The organism is Methylotenera sp. N17, assembly GCF_000799155.1.
Taxonomy (GTDB): domain Bacteria; phylum Pseudomonadota; class Gammaproteobacteria; order Burkholderiales; family Methylophilaceae; genus Methylophilus.
Window position 1 is genome coordinate 1,999,119 of record NZ_JUGE01000001.1, and the last position, 22,832, is coordinate 2,021,950.

Annotated in this window: 23 protein-coding genes; 14 read left to right on the top strand and 9 right to left on the bottom strand. The window is 45.4% G+C overall.

Features of this window, described 5'->3' with window-relative positions:
- Positions 1-6 precede the first annotated feature (6 nt).
- The gene (gene ybeY, locus FG11_RS09460; RefSeq protein WP_047536068.1) at positions 7-453 is read right to left on the bottom strand and encodes an rRNA maturation RNase YbeY; all 447 of its coding nucleotides are present in this window, start codon (positions 451-453) and stop codon (positions 7-9) included.
- Between the two features lie 170 nt (positions 454-623).
- Here ybeY and FG11_RS09465 point away from each other — a divergent pair, with 170 nt between their 5' ends.
- From FG11_RS09465 to FG11_RS09485, 5 genes are all read left to right on the top strand, one after another.
- A complete protein-coding gene (locus FG11_RS09465; protein WP_047534619.1) occupies positions 624-1,628 on the top strand; it encodes a class 1 fructose-bisphosphatase in 1,005 nt (334 codons plus the stop codon).
- Between the two features lie 153 nt (positions 1,629-1,781).
- Positions 1,782-2,096 (top strand): hypothetical protein, encoded by a 315-nt coding sequence (locus FG11_RS09470; RefSeq protein WP_025224891.1) that lies wholly within the window; start codon positions 1,782-1,784, stop codon positions 2,094-2,096.
- A gap of 97 nt (positions 2,097-2,193) precedes the next feature.
- Complete coding sequence (locus FG11_RS09475; protein WP_047534620.1) at positions 2,194-3,165, top strand: DUF2157 domain-containing protein; 972 nt, start codon at positions 2,194-2,196, stop codon at positions 3,163-3,165.
- Entirely contained in the window at positions 3,162-4,220 is a 1,059-nt protein-coding gene (locus tag FG11_RS09480; RefSeq protein ID WP_047534622.1) for a DUF4401 domain-containing protein, read from the top strand. Before FG11_RS09475 ends, FG11_RS09480 begins: the two co-directional genes overlap by 4 nt.
- Positions 4,213-4,734, top strand: coding sequence for a GDYXXLXY domain-containing protein (locus tag FG11_RS09485; protein WP_047534623.1), 522 nt, complete (start codon positions 4,213-4,215; stop codon positions 4,732-4,734). The genes FG11_RS09480 and FG11_RS09485 overlap by 8 nt, the downstream gene beginning before the upstream one ends.
- A 160-nt stretch (positions 4,735-4,894) precedes the next feature.
- Here the strand turns inward: FG11_RS09485 and fba are convergent, their stop codons facing one another.
- The 3 genes from fba to miaB form a co-directional block, all read right to left on the bottom strand.
- Positions 4,895-5,959, bottom strand: a complete 1,065-nt coding sequence (fba, locus tag FG11_RS09490) for a class II fructose-bisphosphate aldolase (RefSeq protein WP_047534625.1) — start codon at positions 5,957-5,959, stop codon at positions 4,895-4,897.
- A 125-nt stretch (positions 5,960-6,084) separates the two neighbouring features.
- Positions 6,085-7,038 (bottom strand): PhoH family protein, encoded by a 954-nt coding sequence (locus FG11_RS09495; RefSeq protein ID WP_047534627.1) that lies wholly within the window; start codon positions 7,036-7,038, stop codon positions 6,085-6,087.
- Positions 7,039-7,049: 11 nt separating this feature from the next.
- Positions 7,050-8,378 (bottom strand): tRNA (N6-isopentenyl adenosine(37)-C2)-methylthiotransferase MiaB, encoded by a 1,329-nt coding sequence (miaB, locus tag FG11_RS09500; RefSeq protein ID WP_047534632.1) that lies wholly within the window; start codon positions 8,376-8,378, stop codon positions 7,050-7,052.
- Between the two features lie 89 nt (positions 8,379-8,467).
- On the opposite strand from miaB, the gene cysG reads away from it, so the two are divergent.
- Both cysG and FG11_RS09510 read left to right on the top strand, forming a co-directional pair.
- Positions 8,468-9,850 carry a siroheme synthase CysG gene (gene cysG, locus FG11_RS09505; protein ID WP_047534635.1) on the top strand — a complete coding sequence of 461 codons (1,383 nt, stop codon included), beginning with the start codon at positions 8,468-8,470 and terminating at the stop codon, positions 9,848-9,850.
- Positions 9,851-9,889: 39 nt separating this feature from the next.
- On the top strand, positions 9,890-11,197 hold the full coding sequence (locus FG11_RS09510) for a GGDEF domain-containing response regulator (protein WP_052185012.1): 1,308 nt from the start codon (positions 9,890-9,892) through the stop codon (positions 11,195-11,197).
- Here FG11_RS09510 and FG11_RS09515 read toward each other — a convergent pair.
- Complete coding sequence (locus FG11_RS09515; protein WP_052185013.1) at positions 11,194-12,504, bottom strand: ATP-binding protein; 1,311 nt, start codon at positions 12,502-12,504, stop codon at positions 11,194-11,196. The two genes, FG11_RS09510 and FG11_RS09515, sit on opposite strands and share 4 nt — an antisense overlap.
- A gap of 22 nt (positions 12,505-12,526) precedes the next feature.
- Positions 12,527-13,252 carry an osmolarity response regulator transcription factor OmpR gene (gene ompR / locus FG11_RS09520; protein ID WP_025224900.1) on the bottom strand — a complete coding sequence of 242 codons (726 nt, stop codon included), beginning with the start codon at positions 13,250-13,252 and terminating at the stop codon, positions 12,527-12,529.
- Between the two features lie 273 nt (positions 13,253-13,525).
- Between ompR and FG11_RS09525 the strand changes: the two genes are divergently transcribed.
- Both FG11_RS09525 and FG11_RS09530 read left to right on the top strand, forming a co-directional pair.
- A complete protein-coding gene (locus FG11_RS09525) occupies positions 13,526-14,107 on the top strand; it encodes a hypothetical protein (protein ID WP_025224901.1) in 582 nt (193 codons plus the stop codon).
- Between the two features lie 104 nt (positions 14,108-14,211).
- Positions 14,212-15,360, top strand: a complete 1,149-nt coding sequence (locus FG11_RS09530; RefSeq protein WP_052185014.1) for a GNAT family N-acetyltransferase — start codon at positions 14,212-14,214, stop codon at positions 15,358-15,360.
- Positions 15,361-15,374: 14 nt separating this feature from the next.
- On the opposite strand, the gene FG11_RS09535 is transcribed toward FG11_RS09530, so the two are convergent.
- Positions 15,375-16,070, bottom strand: a complete 696-nt coding sequence (locus FG11_RS09535) for an SDR family oxidoreductase (protein WP_020182856.1) — start codon at positions 16,068-16,070, stop codon at positions 15,375-15,377.
- Positions 16,071-16,159: 89 nt separating this feature from the next.
- On the opposite strand from FG11_RS09535, the gene FG11_RS09540 reads away from it, so the two are divergent.
- From FG11_RS09540 to FG11_RS09555, 4 genes are all read left to right on the top strand, one after another.
- Entirely contained in the window at positions 16,160-17,245 is a 1,086-nt protein-coding gene (locus FG11_RS09540) for a TIGR03790 family protein (protein WP_047534652.1), read from the top strand.
- A 100-nt stretch (positions 17,246-17,345) separates the two neighbouring features.
- Positions 17,346-18,662: a phosphate regulon sensor histidine kinase PhoR gene (gene phoR / locus FG11_RS09545; RefSeq protein WP_020182858.1), complete on the top strand. Its 1,317-nt coding sequence runs from the start codon at positions 17,346-17,348 to the stop codon at positions 18,660-18,662.
- Positions 18,659-19,381: a hypothetical protein gene (locus FG11_RS09550; RefSeq protein WP_025224905.1), complete on the top strand. Its 723-nt coding sequence runs from the start codon at positions 18,659-18,661 to the stop codon at positions 19,379-19,381. The genes phoR and FG11_RS09550 overlap by 4 nt, the downstream gene beginning before the upstream one ends.
- Positions 19,382-19,581: 200 nt before the next feature.
- Positions 19,582-20,757: a diguanylate cyclase domain-containing protein gene (locus FG11_RS09555; RefSeq protein ID WP_052185016.1), complete on the top strand. Its 1,176-nt coding sequence runs from the start codon at positions 19,582-19,584 to the stop codon at positions 20,755-20,757.
- A gap of 80 nt (positions 20,758-20,837) precedes the next feature.
- Here FG11_RS09555 and FG11_RS09560 read toward each other — a convergent pair whose 3' ends face one another.
- A complete protein-coding gene (locus FG11_RS09560; protein ID WP_020182861.1) occupies positions 20,838-21,503 on the bottom strand; it encodes an OmpA family protein in 666 nt (221 codons plus the stop codon).
- Positions 21,504-21,599: 96 nt separating this feature from the next.
- The gene (locus FG11_RS13485; protein ID WP_025224907.1) at positions 21,600-21,734 is read right to left on the bottom strand and encodes an entericidin A/B family lipoprotein; all 135 of its coding nucleotides are present in this window, start codon (positions 21,732-21,734) and stop codon (positions 21,600-21,602) included.
- 341 nt (positions 21,735-22,075) lie between these two features.
- On the opposite strand from FG11_RS13485, the gene FG11_RS09570 reads away from it, so the two are divergent.
- Positions 22,076-22,825, top strand: coding sequence for a hypothetical protein (locus tag FG11_RS09570; protein ID WP_200884575.1), 750 nt, complete (start codon positions 22,076-22,078; stop codon positions 22,823-22,825).
- Positions 22,826-22,832: the final 7 nt, after the last annotated feature.

The following is a 22,832-nucleotide window of genomic DNA, read 5'->3' on the forward strand; positions in this document are numbered from 1 at the left end:
TGCGGGTTAGGCATCCTGTGTAAAGAGATAGGGATTAGGATACCCTAATTTTTGTAAAATTGTTACCTCAAGCGCCTCCATGAGCTCCGCTTGCGGCTCAGTTTCGTGGTCATATCCGTGCAAGTGCAATATGCCATGCACCGTTAAGTGTGCATAATGCGCTTCTAGGGATTTATTTTGTGCACGCGCTTCTGATTCGACTACCGGCGCACAAATAATAATATCGCCCATCAGATGGGGCTCTTCTGTCAGTGGAAACGTCAGTACATTCGTAGCGTAATCCTTGCCGCGATAAGCACTATTTAAGGCACGCCCTTCTTCTGCATCGACAATGCGAATGGCAACTTCTGTTTCCACACGCACCGCAGCACGCACCCAACGCTTAAGTTGCTGCTTAGTGGGTAAATGGGGCATATGCGTGGCATATTGCACAGAAAGAGAAATAGCTGTCATAACAAGATCGCGCACATAAAATTGAATTGCCTCCATTATAAAGACTATTTCTGTGTGCTCAAATCAAGCATTTACTCAGTCAATTCAATGCAAATACTTCATGTTCTTTTGTTGTAAAGGCATAATGCACATTCGATACCAAGTGGTTAGCAGATGATTAAGGAATTGTCATGACAGAAAAAATCAAAATAACAGACTATTTTTCAGCACACATCAATGGTGAGCACCGCACCGCACTCACAGCCATACTCAACGATGTCATCACTGCATGTAAAAAAATAGCGATTGCGATTGATAGTGGCGCGCTAGAAGGCACTATGCACAACCTAAGCTCTGAAAACGTACAGGGTGAAGTACAAAAAGCGCTGGATGTGATTACCAATGAGATTTTTATTGAATCTGCACAAACCAGTGGCTATGTTGTCGGCATGGCCTCCGAGGAAATGGAAGAAATCATTCAACTTGATGAAGACATCTCCCCAAACGGCCAGTATTTATTGCTGTTTGATCCTTTGGATGGCTCTTCCAACGTCAATGTGAACATCTCTGTCGGCACAATTTTTTCTATTCTAAAAAGCCCGGGGGCAATGCCTGTACTGGCAGATTTTCTGCAACCCGGCTCGCAACAAATCTGTGCTGGTTATGCCTTATATGGCACTTCCACCATGCTGGTACTCACTATTGGTAACGGCGTGCATGGCTTTACACTGGACAACGAGTTGGGTGAGTTTTACCTGACCCATGCCAACATGCAAGTACCTGCGGATACGCAAGAGTTTGCGATCAATATGTCCAACTACCGGTTTTGGCAAGCGCCGATACAACGTTACATTGATGAGTGTTTACAAGGCGAGGAAGGCGACCGCGAAAAAGATTTCAATATGCGCTGGGTTGCTTCAATGGTGGCGGAAATCCATCGCATCTTAGTGCGTGGCGGTGTGTTTATGTACCCGATGGACAGTAAAATCAAAAAACAAGGCGGTAAGCTGCGCCTGCTGTACGAAGCCAACCCGATGAGTTTTATTATGGAGCAAGCAGGCGGTTTATCTACCACCGGACATATGCGTATTTTAGAGTTGGTGCCAAGTGCATTGCATCAGCGTGTTCCGGTCATCATGGGTAGCAAGCATGAAGTTGAGCGCATCGCAACCTATCACGGCAAAACCAAGCGCTAGACTGCTTTACTCAATAACGGCCCAAAGTAGACGTTCGTATCTTAACTTCATTATTGTTACTTGACTTAGTTGCGCCCCTACTTGCTATTAATTATTATATGGACAGAATAATAGCCAAGCCTAAGGCTTTAAAATAAAAACAAGGGGTAATAAATGTACGAAACAATCACTACAAAAAAACTATCTACTGGTTCCATTTTCAAGTTAATCGCCATCGGCTCGCTTTGCTCAATTGTTCCACTAAGTATATTTATGGGTGTTTTCGCTCTTTTTGGAGCAAATTCGATTACATGGAATGAAAAACCAATTACAGGCATCGCAGGACTAGTGGCGTCTCCTTTTATTGGTTTGCTTATATCACTAGTTTTTACGGCAGCATTCGGCATTTTTGTTGCTACTGGTCTCTGGGTATATTCAAAATTCCGCTCTATTCAAATTGAGCTAAAAGATGTGATTCGCGGTGGCTAAAAACGCAACCTATCACTCAAGCGAGGCTGGCTAAAGTCAGCCCCTTAATTTTTAAGGTTCAGCTGATAAATATTAACGAAGAGAAAAGGTTCAATTCATGAGCACACCTCGCGAGCAATTAATCGAACTGATAGAGCAGGGAGTCATACCAGAAGAAAAAATCGACACTGCACTCACTGTCTTAAAGATCGTACCCAACGGCAAAAAATGGCAGGCTTTTATCGATTATCTCCTACTTTGGCTAGGTGGTCTTGCGCTAGCCTTTGCAGTCATGTTCTTTATCGCATACAACTGGAAAGACTTAGGGCGTTTTTCCAAATTCGGCATGGTAGAGGGGGCTATTGTTTTGGCTGTTGTCGCATACTGTAAATTTGCGGAAGACTCCATCGCCAGCAAGGTCTCTATTCTTGTAGCAACAATCTCTTTAGGTGTGTTGTTAGCATTGTACGGGCAGACCTACCAGACCGGTGCAGATCCCTGGCAACTGTTCTTCAACTGGGCTCTGCTAATGTTGCCATGGGCTATTGTCGGACGTTTTTCCGCAATATGGATAGTCTGGATAGCACTTATCAACGTCTCTATTATCTTGTATTACCTGACATTTCGCGGATTGTTCGGTCTTGTTTTCAGTTCTGAGTCAGCCATGTTGTGGATCATATTTCTTTTTAACACCCTTGCTTTAATCACATGGCAGCTACTGGCAACGACATGGCAATGGCTGTCAGAACAGTGGGCTATTCGGCTACTGGCTATCGGCTCTGGTGTTCCATTGACTTGCCTAGTTTTACTCTCAATTTTTAGTCCTCAAGAGGTAGTCGGTTATCCTGGACTGGTATGGGGACTATGGTTGGCTGCAATGTATTATATTTATCGATATGTAAGACTAGATCTCTTTATGCTTGCTGGGTGCTGTTTGTCCACAATAACGATAACAATTTCATTCCTAAGCAACCACATATTGCACCATGATGATGCAGGTGCTTTTCTGCTTCTTGCCTTGATCGTTATTGGGATGGGTAGTGGTGCTACCTTGTGGCTTAAAAATATTCACCGGGAGAGTCTATCATGAGTAATCAAGTGTGGGCTCTCTTACAGGAGCATGGAATCGTTGAGGGTGCGCAACCTGAAAGTGAAGTTTTAGAGTCTCCTTGGTATATCAAAGCTCTTTTAGCATTTTCCGGTTGGCTGGCAGCAATCTTTATTCTTGGATTTATTGGCGCTGCTTTCCAGTTTGTCTTTAAAACACCCGGAGCAGCTCTTATTTTCGGGGGGATTATGCTAGTAGGTGCTTTTGCTTTATTACGCATACCCGCCAATGAGTTTGTTGAACACTTAGGCTTGGCCACAAGTATGGCAGGCCAAGCTTTAATTGCCTACGCAATATTCGACTTTGCCAATCATAATCAAATAGTGGTATGGCTTCTGCTCGCTATGCTGCAAGTCGCTCTGGTGGTGGTGATGCCTAACTTTGTTCATAGCATCGTATCTACTCTGGTTGCGGCAATAGCTATATCTATGGCGCTCACAGAACTGCATATCCCTTATGTGATTGGCGGGATTCTTATATTTGGCACTTCGCTCTGCTGGCTGCACGAATTCCACTATCCTCAACAGATGAAAAAAATAAGGGCCATCGGATATGGCTTGGTCCTCGCAATTATTGCACTGAAAGGAACAGCCCAATTTAACTACCAAACGTTCGGTGGGCTTTCCTCTGAAAACCATGAGTTCTGGGCACAGCCATGGCTTGGAGAACTCATGATAGGAGCAGTAACGCTATACGTTGTTTGGAGTTTATTGCAGCGTTATGGACAGCCAGTAAGAAGCCGACTATCCATTATAACGTTGTTAGCCACTCTTCTCATTTGCGCGGTATCTATGAATGTTCAAGGCATAACTGTGGGGATGGTGATCATCAGCTTCGGTTTTTTCTGTGCAAACCGCGTTCTTCTCAGTTTAGGAATCGTTTCACTTCTGTTTTATATTTCTTCGTACTACTATCTGCTTGATACGACATTACTGGACAAGTCCCAATCTTTACTCATGGTCGGGCTTATTTTGCTCTTTGTCCGTTGGCTAATGTTCAGAATTTTCCCAATAGGCAATGAGGTGCACCATGCATAAGAAGATCGTGATTGGCTCGCTTCTAATTATTCTGGTTCTTGTGAACTGGTCTATTATCGGAAAGGAAAAACATTTAGTTGAAGGAAAAGAGGTATATCTTGAAGTTACTCCCGTGGATCCTCGTTCACTGATGCAAGGAGATTATATGGCGCTGAACTTTCGTCTTGGTGATGAAGTTTATCAGGCTCTGCCTAAAACAGAGGATCGCCGTCAGTGGAGGCATGACATAGCAGCATCGGACGGTTTTGTTATCGCCAGCCTTGATGCGCGAAACGTGGGTACATTCAAAAGCCTTTACATAGATCAACCGCTTTCAAACAAAGAGATACTTCTACGTTACCGTGTTCGTAACGGCACAGTGAAATTTGCTACCAATGCCTATTTTTTCCAAGAAGGTAATGGGAAAATTTACGAGCCAGCACGGTACGGACAGTTTCGCGTGGACGACAAGGGAGAGTTATTGTTAGTAGCAATGTACGACAAAGATCTAAAAGAGTTAGGGGTCAATGAGTAGTAAAAGCAAACTTGCACATTTACTCTGAGGCTTAATGGCATCGGATATGCGACTCGTTGGTTGTCAGCCTTGGGCCGATAACTGCCTTTAACTTTATAGAGATAACAACTACGGAGAGAATAAGCGAGCTCCAGCAAGTGGGAGCTTGAGTATCAGCCAGTCACTTCACTATCGCGCTTAGTTGCCCGGATTTATAGCGTTCAGCCATCGCATCGCATGAAATGGGTTTAATGAGGGAGGCCTTCCCCGCCGAGCCAAATGCCTCATAACGCGCCTTGCAAATATCACGCATGGCCACCGTACTCACTGTTAAGAATTTTCTGGGATCAAATTCCTGCTTATTCTCATCAAAAAAGCGGCGCAACGCACCAGTAGTCGCCATGCGTAAATCGGTATCAATATTGACCTTACGCACACCATACTTGATGCCCTCTACAATCTCTTCCACCGGCACACCATAGGTTTCACCCATATTGCCGCCATGCGCATTGATGGTTTTGAGCCATTCTTGCGGGACTGAAGAAGAGCCATGCATCACCAAATGCGTATTGGGGATGCGCGCATGGATTTCTTTGATGCGATGAATGGCCAAGGTTTGCCCAGTAGGCGGGCTTGTAAATTTATACGCACCATGCGAAGTCCCGATGGCAATCGCCAAGGCATCCACGCCCGTTTTCTTCACAAAGTCAGCGGCTTCTTCCGGGTCGGTCAATAACTGTTCATGACTTAAAATACCCTCAGCACCAGAACCGTCTTCCTCTCCGGCTTTACCGGTTTCTAATGAGCCTAGCACGCCCAGCTCACCTTCAACCGACACGCCAATGGCATGTGCCACTTCTACAATTTGTTTGGTCACGCTGACATTGTATTCATAGCTAGAAGGCGTTTTAGCATCATCCATGAGCGAGCCATCCATCATCACGCTGGAAAATCCTGAGCGCATAGCTTGAATACATACCGCAGGGGTGTGTCCATGATCTTGGTGCATCACAATGGGAATATGCGGGTAAGATTCAATCGCTGCTAATACAAGGTGACGTAAAAACGCTTCACCCGCATATTTTCTGGCACCAGCAGACGCTTGCAATATCACAGGGCTATTCACTGCGTCAGCCGCCTGCATAATGGCGTGCACTTGCTCCATGTTGTTCACATTAAACGCAGCCAAGCCGTACTGGTGTTCGGCTGCGTGATCTAACAATTGTCGCAATGATACGAGTGCCATATTTTTCTCTTTATTAAGATGCTAGCGAAATACCATCATCTTAAAACGTTGACCATACGGGCATATCGATAATTAACGCTATTTAACCGGTTTAATTAAGGCGTTTATGCAAGCGTTGTAAACGGCTACTCCGCTGCATTTTTCTGCTCGTAGTTTTCATACGCATTGATAATTTTTTGTACCAATGGATGACGCACCACATCTTGCGACAAGAAATGTGTCATCGCAATGCCTTTGACATCCTTCAGGATTTTTTGCGCTTCTACCAAACCACTTTTCTGATGACGCTGTAAATCAATCTGCGTCACGTCACCGGTAATCACAGCTTTGGTGCCAAACCCAATGCGCGTTAAAAACATCTTCATTTGTTCAGGCGTTGTATTTTGCGCTTCATCCAAAATAATAAAACTTTGGTTGAGCGTGCGGCCACGCATGTACGCTAATGGCGCGACTTCAATGGCGCCACGTTCAAACATTTTATTCACTGTGTCATAGCCGGCCAAATCATACAATGCGTCATATAACGGGCGTAAGTAAGGGTCCACTTTTTGATTTAAATCGCCAGGCAAGAAGCCTAAACGCTCACCAGCCTCTACCGCTGGGCGCACTAACACAATACGCTTTACGCGGTCGCGCGTCATCGCATCCACCGCACTAGCCACCGCCAAATACGTTTTACCTGTACCGGCCGGGCCAATCCCAAACGTAATATCAAAATCTTGAATCTGCTGCAAATAAGATACCTGCCTTGGGGTACGCCCATGCAAATCGCCACGCCGCGTCATTAGCACTGGCATGGCTTGGCTGGTGGTCACATCTTCTGGCTTTAGTTTATCTACCTCGACCAAGCCCAGCTGAATCTCTTCCAGCTCGATAGGCTTTTTGGCGCGCACATAAAAGTTTTCTAACATTTGCGCCGCAATACGCACATTGTCTTGCTTGCCAGACAAGTTAAACGTGCTGCCACGACGATTGATATTAACCTCAAGCGCCGTTTCAATTTGTTTAATATTCTCGTCTAACGCACCGCACAAATTGGCTAAGCGGGCATTGTCTTCAGGGCGTAATTGAATTTCCATGGTTTACTATCTCAACTAATGACTATCTCGCCTTGTAAGCGTTTGGGGTTGGTCACATCCGTGATTTTCACTTGCACAAATTGATGAATCAACGCAGGCGCTCCCTGAATATCCACCACGCGATTGTTATCGGTTTTACCCGCCAATAATGTACTGTCTTTCCAAGATACGCCATCAATCAACACGCGCTGGATCGTACCCAGCATGCCACGGCTGATCGCATCGCCTTGTGCTTCATTGATACTTTGCAGTTTGGCTAAGCGTTCCAATTTAGTGGCGTGCGGCGTATCGTCTTTGATAAACGAGGCTGGGGTACCTGGCCTTGGGCTATATAAAAAACTAAAGCTGTAGTCAAACCCAACATCTTGCATCAGTCTCGCTGTTGCCAGAAAGTCTGTTTCCGACTCACCGGGAAATCCCACAATAAAATCCGAAGTAAACGTAAGATTTGGGCTTGCTGCTTTTAGTTTGCGTATCGTACTTTTATATTGCAGCCCAGTGTAGTTGCGCTTCATTGCCATCAAGATACGGTCACTACCTGCCTGCACTGGCAAATGCAATTGCACCGCCAACTTTGGCACACTCGCAAAACAAGCGATCAAGCGCTCATTCATTTCATTGGGGTGACTGGTGGTAAATCGAATGCGTCCAATCTCGGGGATTTCAGCCAGTGTCTCAATCAGCATCGCCAAGTCTGCTTCTACGCCATCATACTCTGCACGATAGGCATTGACGTTTTGACCCAGCAAAGTAATTTCTTTCACCCCTTGTTCTGCCAACTGTACCGCCTCAGTCAAAACATCAGCAAATGGCCGAGAGACTTCTTCGCCACGCGTATAAGGCACTACGCAGAAACTACAGTATTTACTGCAGCCTTCCATAATGCTTAAAAAGGCAGTCGCACCCTCTATGCGCGGTGGTGGCAAATGGTCAAATTTCTCAATTTCTGGAAAAGTGATATCAACTTGAGACTGCCCTGAATTCTGACTTTGTTTAATCATTTCAGGCAAGCGATGCAAGGTTTGCGGGCCAAACACCACATCCACATAAGGCGCGCGCTTGATGATGTTGTCACCCTCTTGCGACGCGACACAGCCACCGACACCAATAATTAAATTGGGATTTTTTTCTTTGAGTGGAATAAAGCGGCCTAAATGGCTAAACACTTTATCTTCTGCTTTTTCACGCACCGAGCAAGTGTTAAGCAAAATCACATCCGCATCTTCTACCGTTTGCGTTTCCACCATGCCTTCACTGGCCGCCAGCATATCGGCCATGCGCGATGAATCGTATTCATTCATCTGACAACCAAAGGTTTTAATAAAGACTTTTTTGCTCACTGTGACAACATTTGACGTTAAAACAGTATTTTAGCTTATTTGCACCTAGCAAGGTAAAATGGGCGTATTCCAAATATTGAACTGAACACATGCAAGCACTACCGATTTTCCTGAATATTCAACAGCGTCCGTGTATCGTCATTGGCGGTGGCGATGTCGCTACGCGCAAAGTCACCATGCTGCTCAAAGCCAGCGCAGACGTCACCTTGGTATCCCCCAGTTTATGCCATGAACTGCAAGCCATGGCCGATGCGCAAAAAATTCACCACGTTGCGACTGCATTTACACCGGCGCAACTGACTGGCGCTTGCTTGGTCATTGCCGCTACCGATGATGAAGCAGTAAATGAAGCTGTATCCATCGCCGCAAAAGCATTGAATATTCCAGTCAATGTCGTAGATGCTCCGGCCTTGTGTACATTCACCATGGGCTCTGTGATTGACCGCAGCCCAGTAGTCATTGCCGTATCGTCTGAAGGAAATGCCCCTGTACTAGCACGTTATATCCGCACCAAGATTGAAACCATGTTGCCTGCCAGTTATGGCCGTATCGCAGCCATTGCGGGAGAGTTCCGCGACCAAGTCAAAGCAAAATTTGCAACAACGCAATTGCGCCGCCGCTTTTGGGAAGATGTATTACAAGGCCCTATGGTAGAGCGTGTGTTGTCTGGACAAGAGGAAGCAGCACGTGAAGTATTGCGCGACATACTCAGCGACAACCCCAGCCAATCCCCCAAAGGCGAGGTGTTTTTGGTGGGCGGCGGCCCTGGTGACCCTGACCTACTCACATTCAGGGCGCTCCGTCTGATGCAGCAATGCGACGTATGCGTCTATGACAAACTGGTCAGCCCAGAAGTAATGGAACTGGTACGCAGGGATGCAGAACTGATTTATGTGGGTAAAGCGCGCGACCAACACACCATGCCGCAGGAGCAAATCAATGAACTACTTGCAAAACTTGCACTTGAAGGCAAACGTGTATTGCGTTTGAAAGGCGGCGACCCGTTTATTTTTGGGCGCGGCGGTGAAGAGATTGAAACCCTGATGCAATATGGTGTGCCATTCCAAGTAGTACCTGGTATTACCGCAGCCAATGGTGGCTCCAGCTATGCAGGTATACCGCTCACGCATCGCGATTATGCACAAGCGTGCCTATTTATCACCGGGCATCTCAAAGATGGCACTATTGATCTGGATTGGGATGCCATGACGCGCCCCCGCCAAACTGTAGTCATCTATATGGGCTTGGTTGGGTTAGCAGAAATCTGTCAGCAACTGATTCAACGTGGCGTATCACCTACTATGCCAGCTGCAGTCATCCAGCAAGGCACCACGCAGCGCCAACGTGTGGTCACTGCCACACTGGCTGATTTGGCCGAAAAAGTAACCATTGCCGAGATGAAGCCGCCATGCTTGACCATTATTGGCGAAGTGGTGTTACTCCGAGAGAAATTGAATTGGTTTCAACCATAGCCAATATAGCCAGCTATCTACTTAAACCCATGTCCGTGTATGCCAAATAGACATATCCGCAAGACATTACGCGACCCTGTCACCGCCGTGCAATTTCAAATTTTAGTGCTAGAGCAAGACGAGCAATACGCACATACCCTCAAGCTAGAAATCGAAAGCCAGCTACGAGTACAAGTCGCTACAGTGCATTCGGCTGCAGCTGCAAGGTTATTACTTACCGAGCAGCCCAACACGTTCTTCTTGGGCATCACCAGCGCTATTCATTTAGATTCAGATGCCTTCGAGAAGGTCGATCTACTGGGTGAATTTAATATCCCAATCATTGCCATCGTCTCGCACTATGAAGATGAAATGCGTGACCAGCTCATCAAGCGCCATGTCATTGACTATGTGGTCAAAGGGCAATCTGACGACATCACTTATATATGCGAACTTATCGTCAGAGTGCATAAAAACACCTCCATTAAAGTGCTGATTGTAGACGACTCTAAAGTGTCGCAATTTGTAATTGCACGTGAGCTTATGTTGCAAAAATTCAACGTGTTACAAGCCACGAATGGGATCGAAGCTTTAGATATCTTGCACCAACATGGAGACGTAAAATTGGTGCTGGTTGATCACCAAATGTCGATGATTGATGGCATCACATTTGTACAAAAAGCACGTGTTATTTACCCTAAAGACCAATTGCTCATTATCGGCATTTCCACTTCTTCTGACCCACGCTTGGCCGTTAAATTTCTGAAAGCAGGTGCTAACGACTTTATTTCCAAACCCTTCAATTATGAAATTTTGCTGTGTCGCATAAATCAAAATCTAGACATGTTAGATGCTGTTGAATTTGCAAAGCATTTGTCCAATATCGACTATTTAAGCAATGTGTTTAATCGTCGCTATTTCTTTGAGCATGGCGACAAAATATTCAAAACACTGCACGACAATAGCCCACTCACCGTCATGATGATGGATATCGATTTTTTCAAAAAAGTGAACGATGTCTATGGCCACGATGCAGGCGATGAAGCAATCAAAAATTTTGCGCAGCAGCTAAAAGCACACTTTCATGGAGATATTGTGGCTAGGCTGGGTGGTGAAGAGTTCGCTGTGCTCAGCCAATCGCCTATCTATTTGACCAGCTTTGAACATATTGATGCGTTTAGGGCAAAGCTTGCGGGGCAATCAGTGTGCGTTAAACAACATGTCATTCAGTACACTTGCAGTATTGGCGCCACCAATATACTGCGCAAAAATTTAAATGACATGATGATTCATGCTGACAGATTACTGTACAACGCTAAGCGTAATGGCCGCAACCGAGTAGAGGGCAAACCAGCGGGCAAGCATTAGTGCATAATAGGCAGAGACAGTCTTGCTTCTAACCCGCCTTGTGGGCGATTGATCAGCTCCAGACTTCCGCGATGCAACTTGGCAATACGGTTACAGATGGCCAAACCCAAGCCACTGCCTCCTTCGTTTTTATTGCGTGCGCTGTCCATCCGCTCAAATGGCCTGAGCAGTCGTTGCGCATGTTCAGGCGGAATCCCCGGGCCATTATCCAAGACACTGATAATGATTTTGTCCGCAGTAATTTTACTGCTCACCGCCACCTCACCTTTAGCATAGGCATAGGCGTTACCCACCAAATTATCGAGTAAACGTTGCATGGCCAGCGGCCTGAGCGGGATATAGTAAGTAGCGGTAAGATTGAGTTTCAAGTTACGACCGGCACGGGCTTGCCGCTCTGCCAGCGAACGCAGCAATTCATTAATATCGACCATTTTGGTCGGCTCACCTTCCACACCGCGCACAAAATCCAAGAACTGATGGATGATGTTGTCCATATCACTGATGTCTTCAATCATGCCTTGCTTCATGCTATCGCCAGTACCGCCAGATAACATCTCTACTGCCAATCTTAACCGTGCGAGTGGTGTGCGAATATCATGCGATACACCAGCCAACAACAACGTACGCTCAGCATCTAAACGCACCAGCGATTCCGCCACCTCATTAAAGGTACGGCTCACCTCGCGCAACTCTTCCACACTGTCTTCTGGTAATTTAGGCGCTGGCTCACCATTACGCAAACGCTCCGCAGCATGCACCAATAAATTAAGTGGGCGATTGATTCTGGAAGCAATAATATACGCACCTAGGAGTGACAGCAGGCCCACCACCGCCGCCCAACCTAGCCAATGCCATGGGAACGGACGGTCCACCTGAATCTTAGGAATGACCACCCAGAAATCATCTTGCCCCACATTGAAACTTATCCATAAACCGGGAATATCGTAATGGTTGACAGTGATGATGGTTTCATCGCCCAAACGCTCACGGATTTTTTGTGCAATCAGATTAATAAATGGGTCTTGCGGTAGCGGTTCAATGTCTTCTAAAAAGTCAGCCGCGTAGACGCGTACACCTTCACGCCCAGACAGTTCTGACAACAATGCAAGACGTCTATTCTCATGCGAGGCGATGAGTGACGCGCGCGTGTAATTGACGATAGTGACCGCTTGTAAGGCGGCCGTGGTGGCGCGTGGTTCTCGATCGAAATAATCAAAGATCTTTAAAGAGGCATAGATACTAATCGCCAGCAGCAAGGCAATCAGCAATAGCAATCTAGATAGGAGTGTGCGTGGGAGTAATCTCAAAACAATCTGCTAAACGTGATGATTACGCGGCCTCACCATCAGGAATGAACACATAACCAAAACCCCACATGGTTTGCAAATAGCGTGGGTGCGCAGGATCTGCCTCTATAATGCGTCTTAAGCGCGAGACTTGCACATCAATACTGCGGTCAAATACATCCAGCTCACGTCCGCGGGCAAGTTGCATTAAACGGTCACGGGAAAGTGGTTGACGTGGATGCTCGGTAAACACTTTAAGCAAAGTAAACTCACCACTGGTAATGGTAATCGGCATGCCATTCCTGCTTAAACTACGGGTGTTCGCATCAAATACAAATTCACCAAAGCTAAATGCCTCGACTTTGCCACTATTGTCTGCATTGGGCGAATGCTCGTGACGTCGTAATACTGCGTTAATCCGTGCTAACAGTTCACGCGGATTGAATGGTTTAGGCAAGTAATCGTCCGCCCCCATTTCCAGTCCGACAATCCTATCCACTTCGTCACCGCGCGCAGTTAACATAATGATGGGGGTCGTCAAATTAGATCCGCGTAGACGGCGGCAAATTGCCAAGCCATCCTCGCCTGGCAACATCAAATCCAGCACTAACAAATCAAACGACTCCGCAGCCAACGCAACATCCATTTCTTTTGCGTCAGAAACTGCTTTGATACTGAACCCCTGCTCGGTAAGATAACGCTGCAGCAACTCACGCATGCGCAAATCATCATCGACCATTAATATTTTTTTTGTATTTTCCACGATCATTCATGCCCTTTTGGAGAGTATTGCGTCATGTTAATGACTGCCAATCGCCAAGTATATGGTTTAAAAGTGAATAAATCTAGAACCTGCAAAACTTAATACCTCTAAGGTTATCTAAATATACAAGCAGTATAAGTTGAAATTTTACAATTAGTTACAATTAAGCGATGATGTGAAACAAAATATTTACAATCATAATTCAAGATAACGCTCTTAAAACTTAGGTATTTAGCTGTTTCTGACCAAAAACAAGGTAAAGACTACACAAAAAAATCCATGGCTTTGAATTTCTCTCCCATCATCAGTATTAAATATTTGCTCGTTACCGCCGGGCTGATGCTTACGTCGCCTGTGATTGCAGAGAATAAAATGTTTTTTTCTCCGACCGATGATAAGCAAGTATCGACCGATAATGACGATGCAGGACTAGAGCAAACCTTGGAGCATAATTTCAGCCCGGAAGACAGGGCGCGCTTACGCAAAGCGTTATCCGATTACGCCAAACATACTGATCCAGAACATAATCAGATAGAGCTTAAACGTAAAGCCATGAAAGACAGCATTACGCAGCGCTTTAATGACTGTAACCGCGATAATGACGATTCGCTAGACCGCGAAGAAACCACACAATGTCTTCCACAAATTGCACGACATTTCAGCTATGTAGATGTGGATGAAGATGGCGTGATTACGCTAGAAGAGTTAGAACTAGCACAAGCCAAATCCATAGAGCGTCAAAAAGCTGCCGAAGCCCGCATGGAAGCGCAACGCATCCAAGAAAAAGAAGCGGAAATCAAAAATCTAAGTAAGTCCAAAGTCAACAAACAAGCAGCCAATGGTCGCAAACGCCCTAGCTAATTCCCTTTAATATCAGAGTCTAGCCCGAACTATTCGCCAAAACGCTGCTCCCTGTCTTTAAACTCACTTTCTAGTTTCAAGCTTTCTGGTTTAAAGTACACTTCATGCAGTCACCAAGTTCATACACCGCTAAAACAATCGCCAGTATGCAAGACATTGATGCGCTTGCTTGGAATGCGCTGACAGACGGCACACCATTTTTACAACATGCGTTTTTATTGGCGTTGGAACAATCTAAATCCGTAGGCGAAGGCACTGGGTGGTCAACCTGTGCCATCACACTGTTCGATCAACAAGCGCAACTAATTGGCGCTATCCCCGCCTACTTAAAAACACATTCTTATGGTGAATATGTATTCGATTGGTCATGGGCAGAGGCTTATACACAGCATCAAATCCCCTACTATCCCAAGCTGGTGTGCGCCGTACCATTCACGCCGGTGACTTGCAGCAAGCTATTAAGCCATGATCCTGTCGTGTCGCAACTATTGGTTGCCGCACTGACGAATATGCTGGATCAACATCAGCTATCGAGTGCGCATGCCTTATTTCCATCCGAAACATGCAGTCCATTTTTTCAGGAGGCTGGCTGGTTAAAGCGAGATGGTGTGCAATTTCGCTGGCAGAATAAAGCGTATCCAAACTGGGAAGCATTCTTAGCAACACTAAGCCACGACAAGCGTAAGAAGATTCGTCAGGAACGCAAGAAAGTAGTGGAAGCCGGCGTGCAATGCAAATGGCTAATGGGGACAGACATTAGCGAATCCGATTGGGATTTTTTTTACGACTGCTATTGCAATACCTACCGCGCGCATCACTCAAGCCCTTATTTAACGCGCGAATTTTTTAGCTTAATTGGCAAGTCGATGCCATCCAACATATTAATGATTGTTGCCGAACTGTATGGGAAACCAATTGCAGCGACACTTAATATCTATAATGCCAACACCTTATACGGCAGGTATTGGGGCGCATTACATTACGTGTCCAATTTGCACTTTGAGCTTTGCTATTACCAAGCACAGGCCTTTTGTATTGCCCAAGGCATCACCTATTTTGAAGGTGGCGCGCAAGGTGAACATAAACTAGCTAGAGGGTTTGAACCTAGGCCAACATGCTCATACCATCAAATTGCACACCCTGATTTTAAAGCTGCGATTAGCAGATTTCTGCAAAAAGAATCTAGCCATATGAGCGCATATACCAGCGAGTTAGAAGAGCGTGCGCCATTTAAAAAGACGCTTTTAGAATAGCGATTGCGTCTACGCTACCAGGCAATCTCTTTGCCATCATAAGCAAAAAACTTTCCGGAACGATTCAACGATAAATTTGCAATCACTTTGCGCAACCCACTTACGCTGGTCTCCGTATCGATCAAGCCATTCGGGCCGCCCATATCAGTTCTTACCCAGCCCGGATGCAGCGATGCCACCGAAATACCATATTTATTTAAATCGTGCGAAAGACTTTTCATGACCATATTGAGCGCAGTTTTAGATGAGCGATAAAGATACTCACCGCCACTCGTATTGTCGTCAATGCTGCCCATTTTGCTGGTCATAGCCACTAGCTTTGCATTACCGGCTTTCACTAAATGTGGAACAAACACTTCTGCTAATTTCAAGGTCGACATCGTATTGATCTTGAACGCTTGCATCCACTGCGCATAATCAACATGGCGAAATGAGCTCTCCGGGTATATGCCTGCATTGTTGATCAATAACTGTATGGATTGATCAGCCAAAGTTCTACCCAACGCCTCTATTTGATCGAAGTCTCCAACATCCAAATGGTGGATTTCAATCTGTTGATTGCCTGCGGCCAGTCGCTGTAATGCACCGGCCTGCTCTGGCTGTCGGCAGCATGCAATTACCCGCCAACCGTCATCGGCATACTGACGTACATATTCCAGCCCAATCCCACGGTTTGCACCTGTAATCAATAAAGTTTGATGGTCACTCACCTCACACGCTCCTGTTATCTCTATACCTAAATTGTAGGTTATCATAAACTTATGACGACCATGATGAACATTCCATGCACGCGATAAAGATGCGTTTTATTTTCGGGTTACTGAGTCTGTGTGTGTTGTGTACACTCAAGGCCACCGCAGCAGATTTGAGCAGCAGTGTGTTGTATCGCCCATCACAGCTCACTGCCAAAAATGTAGCGGTGGTGTTTAACCAGAACGACGCCAAGAGTATTGAAATAGCCAACTACTACATGGCTGCCAGAAATATCCCTAAGCAGAATCTGATTGGCATCAGCATTCCCGCGGACACACAGTCGTCTATTTCTCCAGAAAAATTTGCGCCTATCAAACAAGCGGTTGATGGGCAACTCAATACAGACATTCAAGTGATTGTGCTGGTATGGACAACGCCATTTGCCGTGGGTTGCAACAGTATTACAGCCGCCATGACTTTTGGTTACCAAGCCAAACAATGCGAGAACACCTGTGGCGCCGGCACGTTAAGCCCTTACTTTAATCACGCCAGCTTACAACCTTTTCGCGACCTCGGCATACGTCTCTCTATCCTCATACCCACAGACTCTGTATCCTCCGCCAAAGCGCTGATAGATCGTGGTGTATTGAGCAGCTTTAGCGTAAATGAAGGCACTGCTTACTTTCTCAAAACAGCCGATAGCGCAAGAAGCAAACCAAGAGAGCGTTTTTTTCCCAAAGACCTGAGCACCATCCAAACCAGAAGATTATTTCTGCGCACACTGAATACAGAGTCCATACAGCACAAACGCGATGTGATGTTTTACTTTACCGGGCAAGTCTCAGTAGCCAATCTGGATACATTAAATTTTCTACCCGGTGCGGTAGGCGATCACCTGACATCATTCGGCGGCGAGCTCACGCCTGGCAATCCCTCGCGCATTACACAATGGACGGAGGCTGGGGCGACAGGCAGTTATGGCACGGTATCCGAACCTTGTAACTACTGGCAAAAGTTTTCCAATCCTCAGGTGTTGTTATCACATTACTTAGCGGGGGAAACCTTGATAGAGTCTTACTGGAAGAGTGTTGCATGGCCAACACAGGGCTTGTTTATTGGCGAGCCATTAGCAGCGCCTTATCAAAAACTTCCACTCAACGCTGACCCGCTCACCCCATCGCAACCTGAGTAATTGCATCCATTTACGCTGTTAAAAATAATTAAATATTGCGCACACGCTTGTCACAAAAGCTCGTTATAATTAACCACCAATTTTTTGAAGCGCTTAAATTGTGCAAGATATTCGCTGGAAAGCATTTTGGCTCATTCTTTCGTTAACAGCATTTTGCTTGTTAATTTGGCTGGTATATGACACCAAAACCGCACTCATTATTTTTAGTGTCGGCATACTGATTTATCTTGCTGGCCATCTCTATTGGCTGCACAAACTTTACACTTGGCTACTCAAACCTGTCTTGAATCACATTCCCAATGGCACTGGTATCTGGGAAGATGTATTTGCCATGCTGTACCAAGAACAACGCAAGCACTCCCGCAACCAAAGCCAATTAAGCACCGCGCTTGAGCGTTTTAGACACGCCACCAGCGCCCTGCCCGATGCCGTCGTGGTGCTCAACACACAAAATGAAATCGAGTGGTTTAATGATCCGGCAGAAAAACAGTTGGGCTTGAACAAACACCATGACGAAAAACAACCCATCAATTATTTGGTGCGTAATGGTGAGTTTCTCAGCTACTTACAATCCGACGACTACAGCTCGCCCATCAAGCTCAAGTCTTGGCGCAACCCTGATGTCACACTCGAGATTCAGCTGATTCCGTTTGGCACCAAGCAAAAGCTGCTGATCTGTCGTGATATTTCCGCATTGGAAAAAACGGAAGTCATGCGCCGTGATTTTATTGCCAACGTCTCGCACGAGTTACGCACCCCGCTCACGGTCATTGGTGGTTTCTTAGAAACCTTGTCAGACATGGCGGGTGAAGTTTCGGAGACCGCAAAGCCTTACTTTAATATGATGCAAGAACAAACCGGCCGCATGCGCCGGATCATTGAAGACTTGCTGACGCTATCGCAAATTGAAAGCAATGCAAAAGATACAGAAGACATTGAAATTGACATGAGCAATATGTTAAAGCTGGTGCAAAATGATGCAAAAGGGCTCAGCCAAAGTCATCATAAAATCCATTTGGAAACAGACCCAACCCTCAATTTAAACGGCGCCCAAAGTGAATTGCAGAGCGCGTTTAGCAATCTGGTCAGCAACGCCATCCGCTACACACCCAAAGGTGGTGAGATTTATATCAGCTGGGGAATGCACGATGGCCAGCCTGTATTCAGTGTGCGTGACACCGGCATTGGCATTGAGCAACATCATATTGACCGACTCACCGAACGTTTTTACCGCGTGGATAGTAGCCGTAGCCGTGAGACGGGCGGTACCGGATTGGGGCTTTCTATCGTGAAGCATATTCTAAACCGACATCAAGCCAATCTGCATATCGAAAGTGAAGTCGGCGTGGGAAGTACCTTTAGCATCGTATTTCCCAAATCGAGGATGCTGCATAAGCAAGTCTCATTATTTGCATGAAGTCGCTACTGATTGCACTGACGATACTACTCACCGCATGTGCTAGTGCACCTGCTCCGCCCGCCTCCGAAGGCAAACCTATGCCGGAACGTGCTGAGAAAAGCTCAGCCAATCAATTTATTAAAACCGATTTTGACCGCATGGCCGATGTGGAGTATTCCGAAAATACACAAAGCCTGAAAATATTGATGCTCAAGCTCTACAAGCGCAATCCGCATGAATTAGCCAAAAGCACCAGCGACAGCGCAGAAAAAATGGTGGATTGGGTGTTTGATGGCGCCCTACAACACCACTGGCAATTTAAAGAGATGCAAAACAAACAAGGGGTAGAGGCTATTCACCTCAGCTTTTCTCCTGATTACGCGGGTGATCGCGTGCTCTCATTTATTGTCGGCCTGCATACCATGTTGCAAAAAGCCCATGGCGGAAAAAATGCATTTTACTTAACCGATAGCATCCACCCGCAAAGCCTATACAACGTGGCGCGTAATGTAGAAATTGCGGCGTGGAAATTGGCATCTAGCCGCAAACCCAACGGTGAACTGTACATACTCAGCAATGAATTTAACGCGCAAGAACGCAATTTAAGTTTTGAGCGCGAGTTTGGCAAAATCATCGGCAGAACCGATTTATTTGCCTTTATGTTGGCAGAGAAATCACAACGCCTCATTTCCAGAATCACCCAAAGTATCGCCACCGCAGCATTTCTTCCGTTTTAAACAAGCCACTCAACCAGCCGTATTTATCGCCATACGGCTTATCCGCCTACCCATTAAACTGCGTATTTCATCGCGCCATTAAAACCAATAAAGCCTTGTAATTGCAGCACTTTTACCGCTTTAATTGTCCAATTGAATTGAGGTGATGGCGATTACACTTTAAATTCTCATTAAAGTCAGTAAGTGCATTCAAAAACAGCATGGCCAGTTATAAAACAGACACGATTCGTCCGCTATTGATTGCCTCTTTGTTGTTAGGCATTTCAATGCTATGGCTATGCTTTAACTTTTATCACATCATTGTCCTCTCGCAACAAAAAGATCAGATCGATACACAGCGCTACTTGCTGGTGACATTCCGCAGTGCGGTGGTAGATGCAGAAACTGGGCAACGCGGCTACTTGATTACCAATAATGTCTCGTTCTTTGACGCGTATACCGAAGGCAAAACAAAAGCATTAGAAACCTACCAAGCCATTGCAGATAACTACCAACTGTTTCCGGCCATCAAACCGCTTATGCTGCAAGTCAAAGCACTCAGTGACGAAAAATTCAATATCATTGAATCCTCCATCCAAGTACAGCTTGATGCAGGCGCATATGCATCACACTTAACGCTGAGTAAAGACAAAGGCCGAACTGTGATGAACGAGATTAAGCTCAAGCTGGAAAATGCAGATTTACTGTTGTTGGCACAAAGACAAACCTACGAAAAACAAATTAAAAAAGCCCTTGAATTTACGATCTTATGCGGCTTGCTTTTGGTCATCATTATTATCGGCATTCTGATTTTCTCTTACAAACGCACCATCAAGCTGTTTGAAACAGTATTAGAAACCAAAGAGGCTTCCGAATCGTTTGCCCATCAGGCTGAGCACGACATGCTGACTGGCTTACCTAACAGAAGAGGCTTTGAGCACTTTATTGAGCTCACCCACTCCAACGCGCATCAACGTAAGCTGCAATACGCCATTTTGTATATGGATCTAGATGGATTTAAAGCCGTGAACGATGACCACGGTCACAACATTGGCGATAACGTACTGGTAGAAGTAGCCAAAATCATTACTGGCTTGCTACGTGAGCATGATTTTTTAGCACGCCTTGGTGGCGATGAGTTTGCAATTGTGATTAACCATTTTCATCATCAAAAAAGTCTGATTGATATTGCATCAAGAATCATTGCATCGCTCAACAGACCTTTGAATATTGCAGAGCAAACCATCCAAATTGGCGTGAGCATTGGCATTGCCAGATTCCCGCACGATGCTATTCATAAAGAAACACTGATATCGATGGCCGATGCTGCTATGTATTTTTCTAAGAAAAAAGGCAAAAATCAATTTAGCTTTATCAGCGATACCTTAGCTGCTTAGCGCTACTGTCTCATCAACACATGCTTAATAAAAAAGGGCCCTGAGGCCCTTTTTTATTGCAACACAAACGCACTACGCGATTATTGCACTGCTGCCGCTGGTGCTGGCTCAGCCACAAAAATCTCTACACGACGATTTTTAGCTTTGTTGGCCGCTGTATCATTGGCCACCAATGGCTCACGTGAACCGCGACCCTCAATTGCAACACGGCTTGAAGCCACACCACGTGAAGATAAATAATCACGTACGCTTGCAGCACGGTTTAACGATAAAGGGTTATTCACAGCATCCGAACCAGTGCTATCGGTATGGCCAATAATCGTGACATTGCTGCTAGGATTATTCACCAAGCCCGTTGCAAATGTATCTAAAATACTTCTGAAATTAGATTGAATATCTGCACGGCCTACTGCAAATGAAATATCGCTTGGAATATCCAACTTCAAACGATTATCCGCTGTTTGTGTTACTGCCACACCAGTACCTGCCGTTGCCTCTTCCATTTGGCGTTTTTGCTCTTCTTGACGCTTCGTCCAAACGTTACCCGCCACAGCACCGGCACCAGCACCCACTACTGCACCAATCGCCGCACCTTTGCCTTTACCTGCTACCGCACCCACCACTGCACCTACGCCTGCACCAATCGCTGCACCTTTAGCCGTACCTTTTTGCGTTTCTGTCATATTGGCGCAACCGCCCAACACAAACGCAACCAACACAGAACCGACGATCATTTTATTACGCATATTATTTACCTTATATTAAAAGTACTACTTTGCTAAAAACTACCTCTCTTAGTGGCTTAACGTCTTGCGTGGCATGTAGGCTGACTGAATGCTCAATTATTTATTACTTTCTGCCGCACCCTCAATTTTTTCGCCACCTTTTTGAATATCCTTACCAGCGCCCGCCATGGTGTTACAGGCACTTAGTGTGAATGCAAATGCTAAGACTAACAATGTGCTGATTAATTTCATTTTGTTTTCCTTTTAAAAGTAAGTTGAATAACGATAGATTGCGCAACATTCCCTACCCACTACATGTAAATAGTACATTTGCATTAAAACAACGCATATCAGCGTTAGCTGATATTGCTGTAAGAGGATTCTTACAAGCTAATATGAATCGTTTAATTGAGATTATCTGAATGTTTGATATGAATAACTACAGGCTGTCATCTAAAAGATTGCATGTCGGGTAGTCTAATTACTTATTTGTGCGCAAAAGAAATGGGAGCTGTGCCGCATGAGAGCGATGAATTTGACGTAAAACTGCCATTAAACTAGGATTGATGCTTCAAGTTTTGGCTTTCATATCAATGGAAAATCTATATAACGATGCATTACGTAATATGGAAAGCACAGTGCATAGATTGGCAAAGCGTGTTCCTCAACCTATCCGCTTGCCTTTCAAAGACTCATTCGTGTTTCGCCACACAGAGAAAACAATCCATCAAGCAATAGTGCAAAAATTGGCACGCACAGTCAGCACGTTACATGCAGCAAAACTGCTGATGCAGCATGGATTTGTTCAAGAACAAGCAGCTTTGCAGCGTATGCTTGATGAAATACAAGAGGATATAACTTTTTTAACATTTGGCATCATATTTGACAACAGAACACTATTACATCAGGAATATCTAAATGCTTTTTTTGAAGAAGAGTTTGATGCTGACTCTGCCTTAGTTTCTACTCAAAAAAGACCTATGATTAAAAGAGAAAAGATACGAGCTTACATCGCGCGTACTGAAGGCGCGGGAGTTGACCCTAGCACAGGAACTGAAGTATCCAGAACAATAAGCAAGACATATTCTGGATACGTTCATGCAGCATCCCCACAAATTATGGATATGTATGGTGGCAACCCAGCTAAATTCCATATGCAGGGAATGCTGAACACTCAGCTCCACGATGATCATAAAAGCGATCTTTGGAATTATTTTTATAGGGGCATTATAAGTTTTTCATTTGCAGCTAAAGCATTCGGTGATGAAAAACTATTCCATGAAATTTATCAATTCACTAAAGACTTTGCGCAGTTGTCCGGTAAGGACTACAAGCCTACTTGAAGCAAAC

Coding starts and splice junctions, on each gene's coding strand:
- ybeY (WP_047536068.1), bottom strand. CDS start 453: ATGACAGCTATTTCTCTTTCTGTGCAATATGCCACGCATATGCCCCAT.
- FG11_RS09465 (WP_047534619.1), top strand. CDS start 624: ATGACAGAAAAAATCAAAATAACAGACTATTTTTCAGCACACATCAAT.
- FG11_RS09470 (WP_025224891.1), top strand. CDS start 1,782: ATGTACGAAACAATCACTACAAAAAAACTATCTACTGGTTCCATTTTC.
- FG11_RS09475 (WP_047534620.1), top strand. CDS start 2,194: ATGAGCACACCTCGCGAGCAATTAATCGAACTGATAGAGCAGGGAGTC.
- FG11_RS09480 (WP_047534622.1), top strand. CDS start 3,162: ATGAGTAATCAAGTGTGGGCTCTCTTACAGGAGCATGGAATCGTTGAG.
- FG11_RS09485 (WP_047534623.1), top strand. CDS start 4,213: ATGCATAAGAAGATCGTGATTGGCTCGCTTCTAATTATTCTGGTTCTT.
- fba (WP_047534625.1), bottom strand. CDS start 5,959: ATGGCACTCGTATCATTGCGACAATTGTTAGATCACGCAGCCGAACAC.
- FG11_RS09495 (WP_047534627.1), bottom strand. CDS start 7,038: ATGGAAATTCAATTACGCCCTGAAGACAATGCCCGCTTAGCCAATTTG.
- cysG (WP_047534635.1), top strand. CDS start 8,468: ATGCAAGCACTACCGATTTTCCTGAATATTCAACAGCGTCCGTGTATC.
- FG11_RS09510 (WP_052185012.1), top strand. CDS start 9,890: ATGCCAAATAGACATATCCGCAAGACATTACGCGACCCTGTCACCGCC.
- ompR (WP_025224900.1), bottom strand. CDS start 13,252: ATGATCGTGGAAAATACAAAAAAAATATTAATGGTCGATGATGATTTG.
- FG11_RS09525 (WP_025224901.1), top strand. CDS start 13,526: ATGGCTTTGAATTTCTCTCCCATCATCAGTATTAAATATTTGCTCGTT.
- FG11_RS09530 (WP_052185014.1), top strand. CDS start 14,212: ATGCAGTCACCAAGTTCATACACCGCTAAAACAATCGCCAGTATGCAA.
- FG11_RS09540 (WP_047534652.1), top strand. CDS start 16,160: ATGCGTTTTATTTTCGGGTTACTGAGTCTGTGTGTGTTGTGTACACTC.
- FG11_RS09550 (WP_025224905.1), top strand. CDS start 18,659: ATGAAGTCGCTACTGATTGCACTGACGATACTACTCACCGCATGTGCT.
- FG11_RS09555 (WP_052185016.1), top strand. CDS start 19,582: ATGGCCAGTTATAAAACAGACACGATTCGTCCGCTATTGATTGCCTCT.
- FG11_RS09560 (WP_020182861.1), bottom strand. CDS start 21,503: ATGCGTAATAAAATGATCGTCGGTTCTGTGTTGGTTGCGTTTGTGTTG.
- FG11_RS13485 (WP_025224907.1), bottom strand. CDS start 21,734: ATGAAATTAATCAGCACATTGTTAGTCTTAGCATTTGCATTCACACTA.
- FG11_RS09570 (WP_200884575.1), top strand. CDS start 22,076: ATGGAAAATCTATATAACGATGCATTACGTAATATGGAAAGCACAGTG.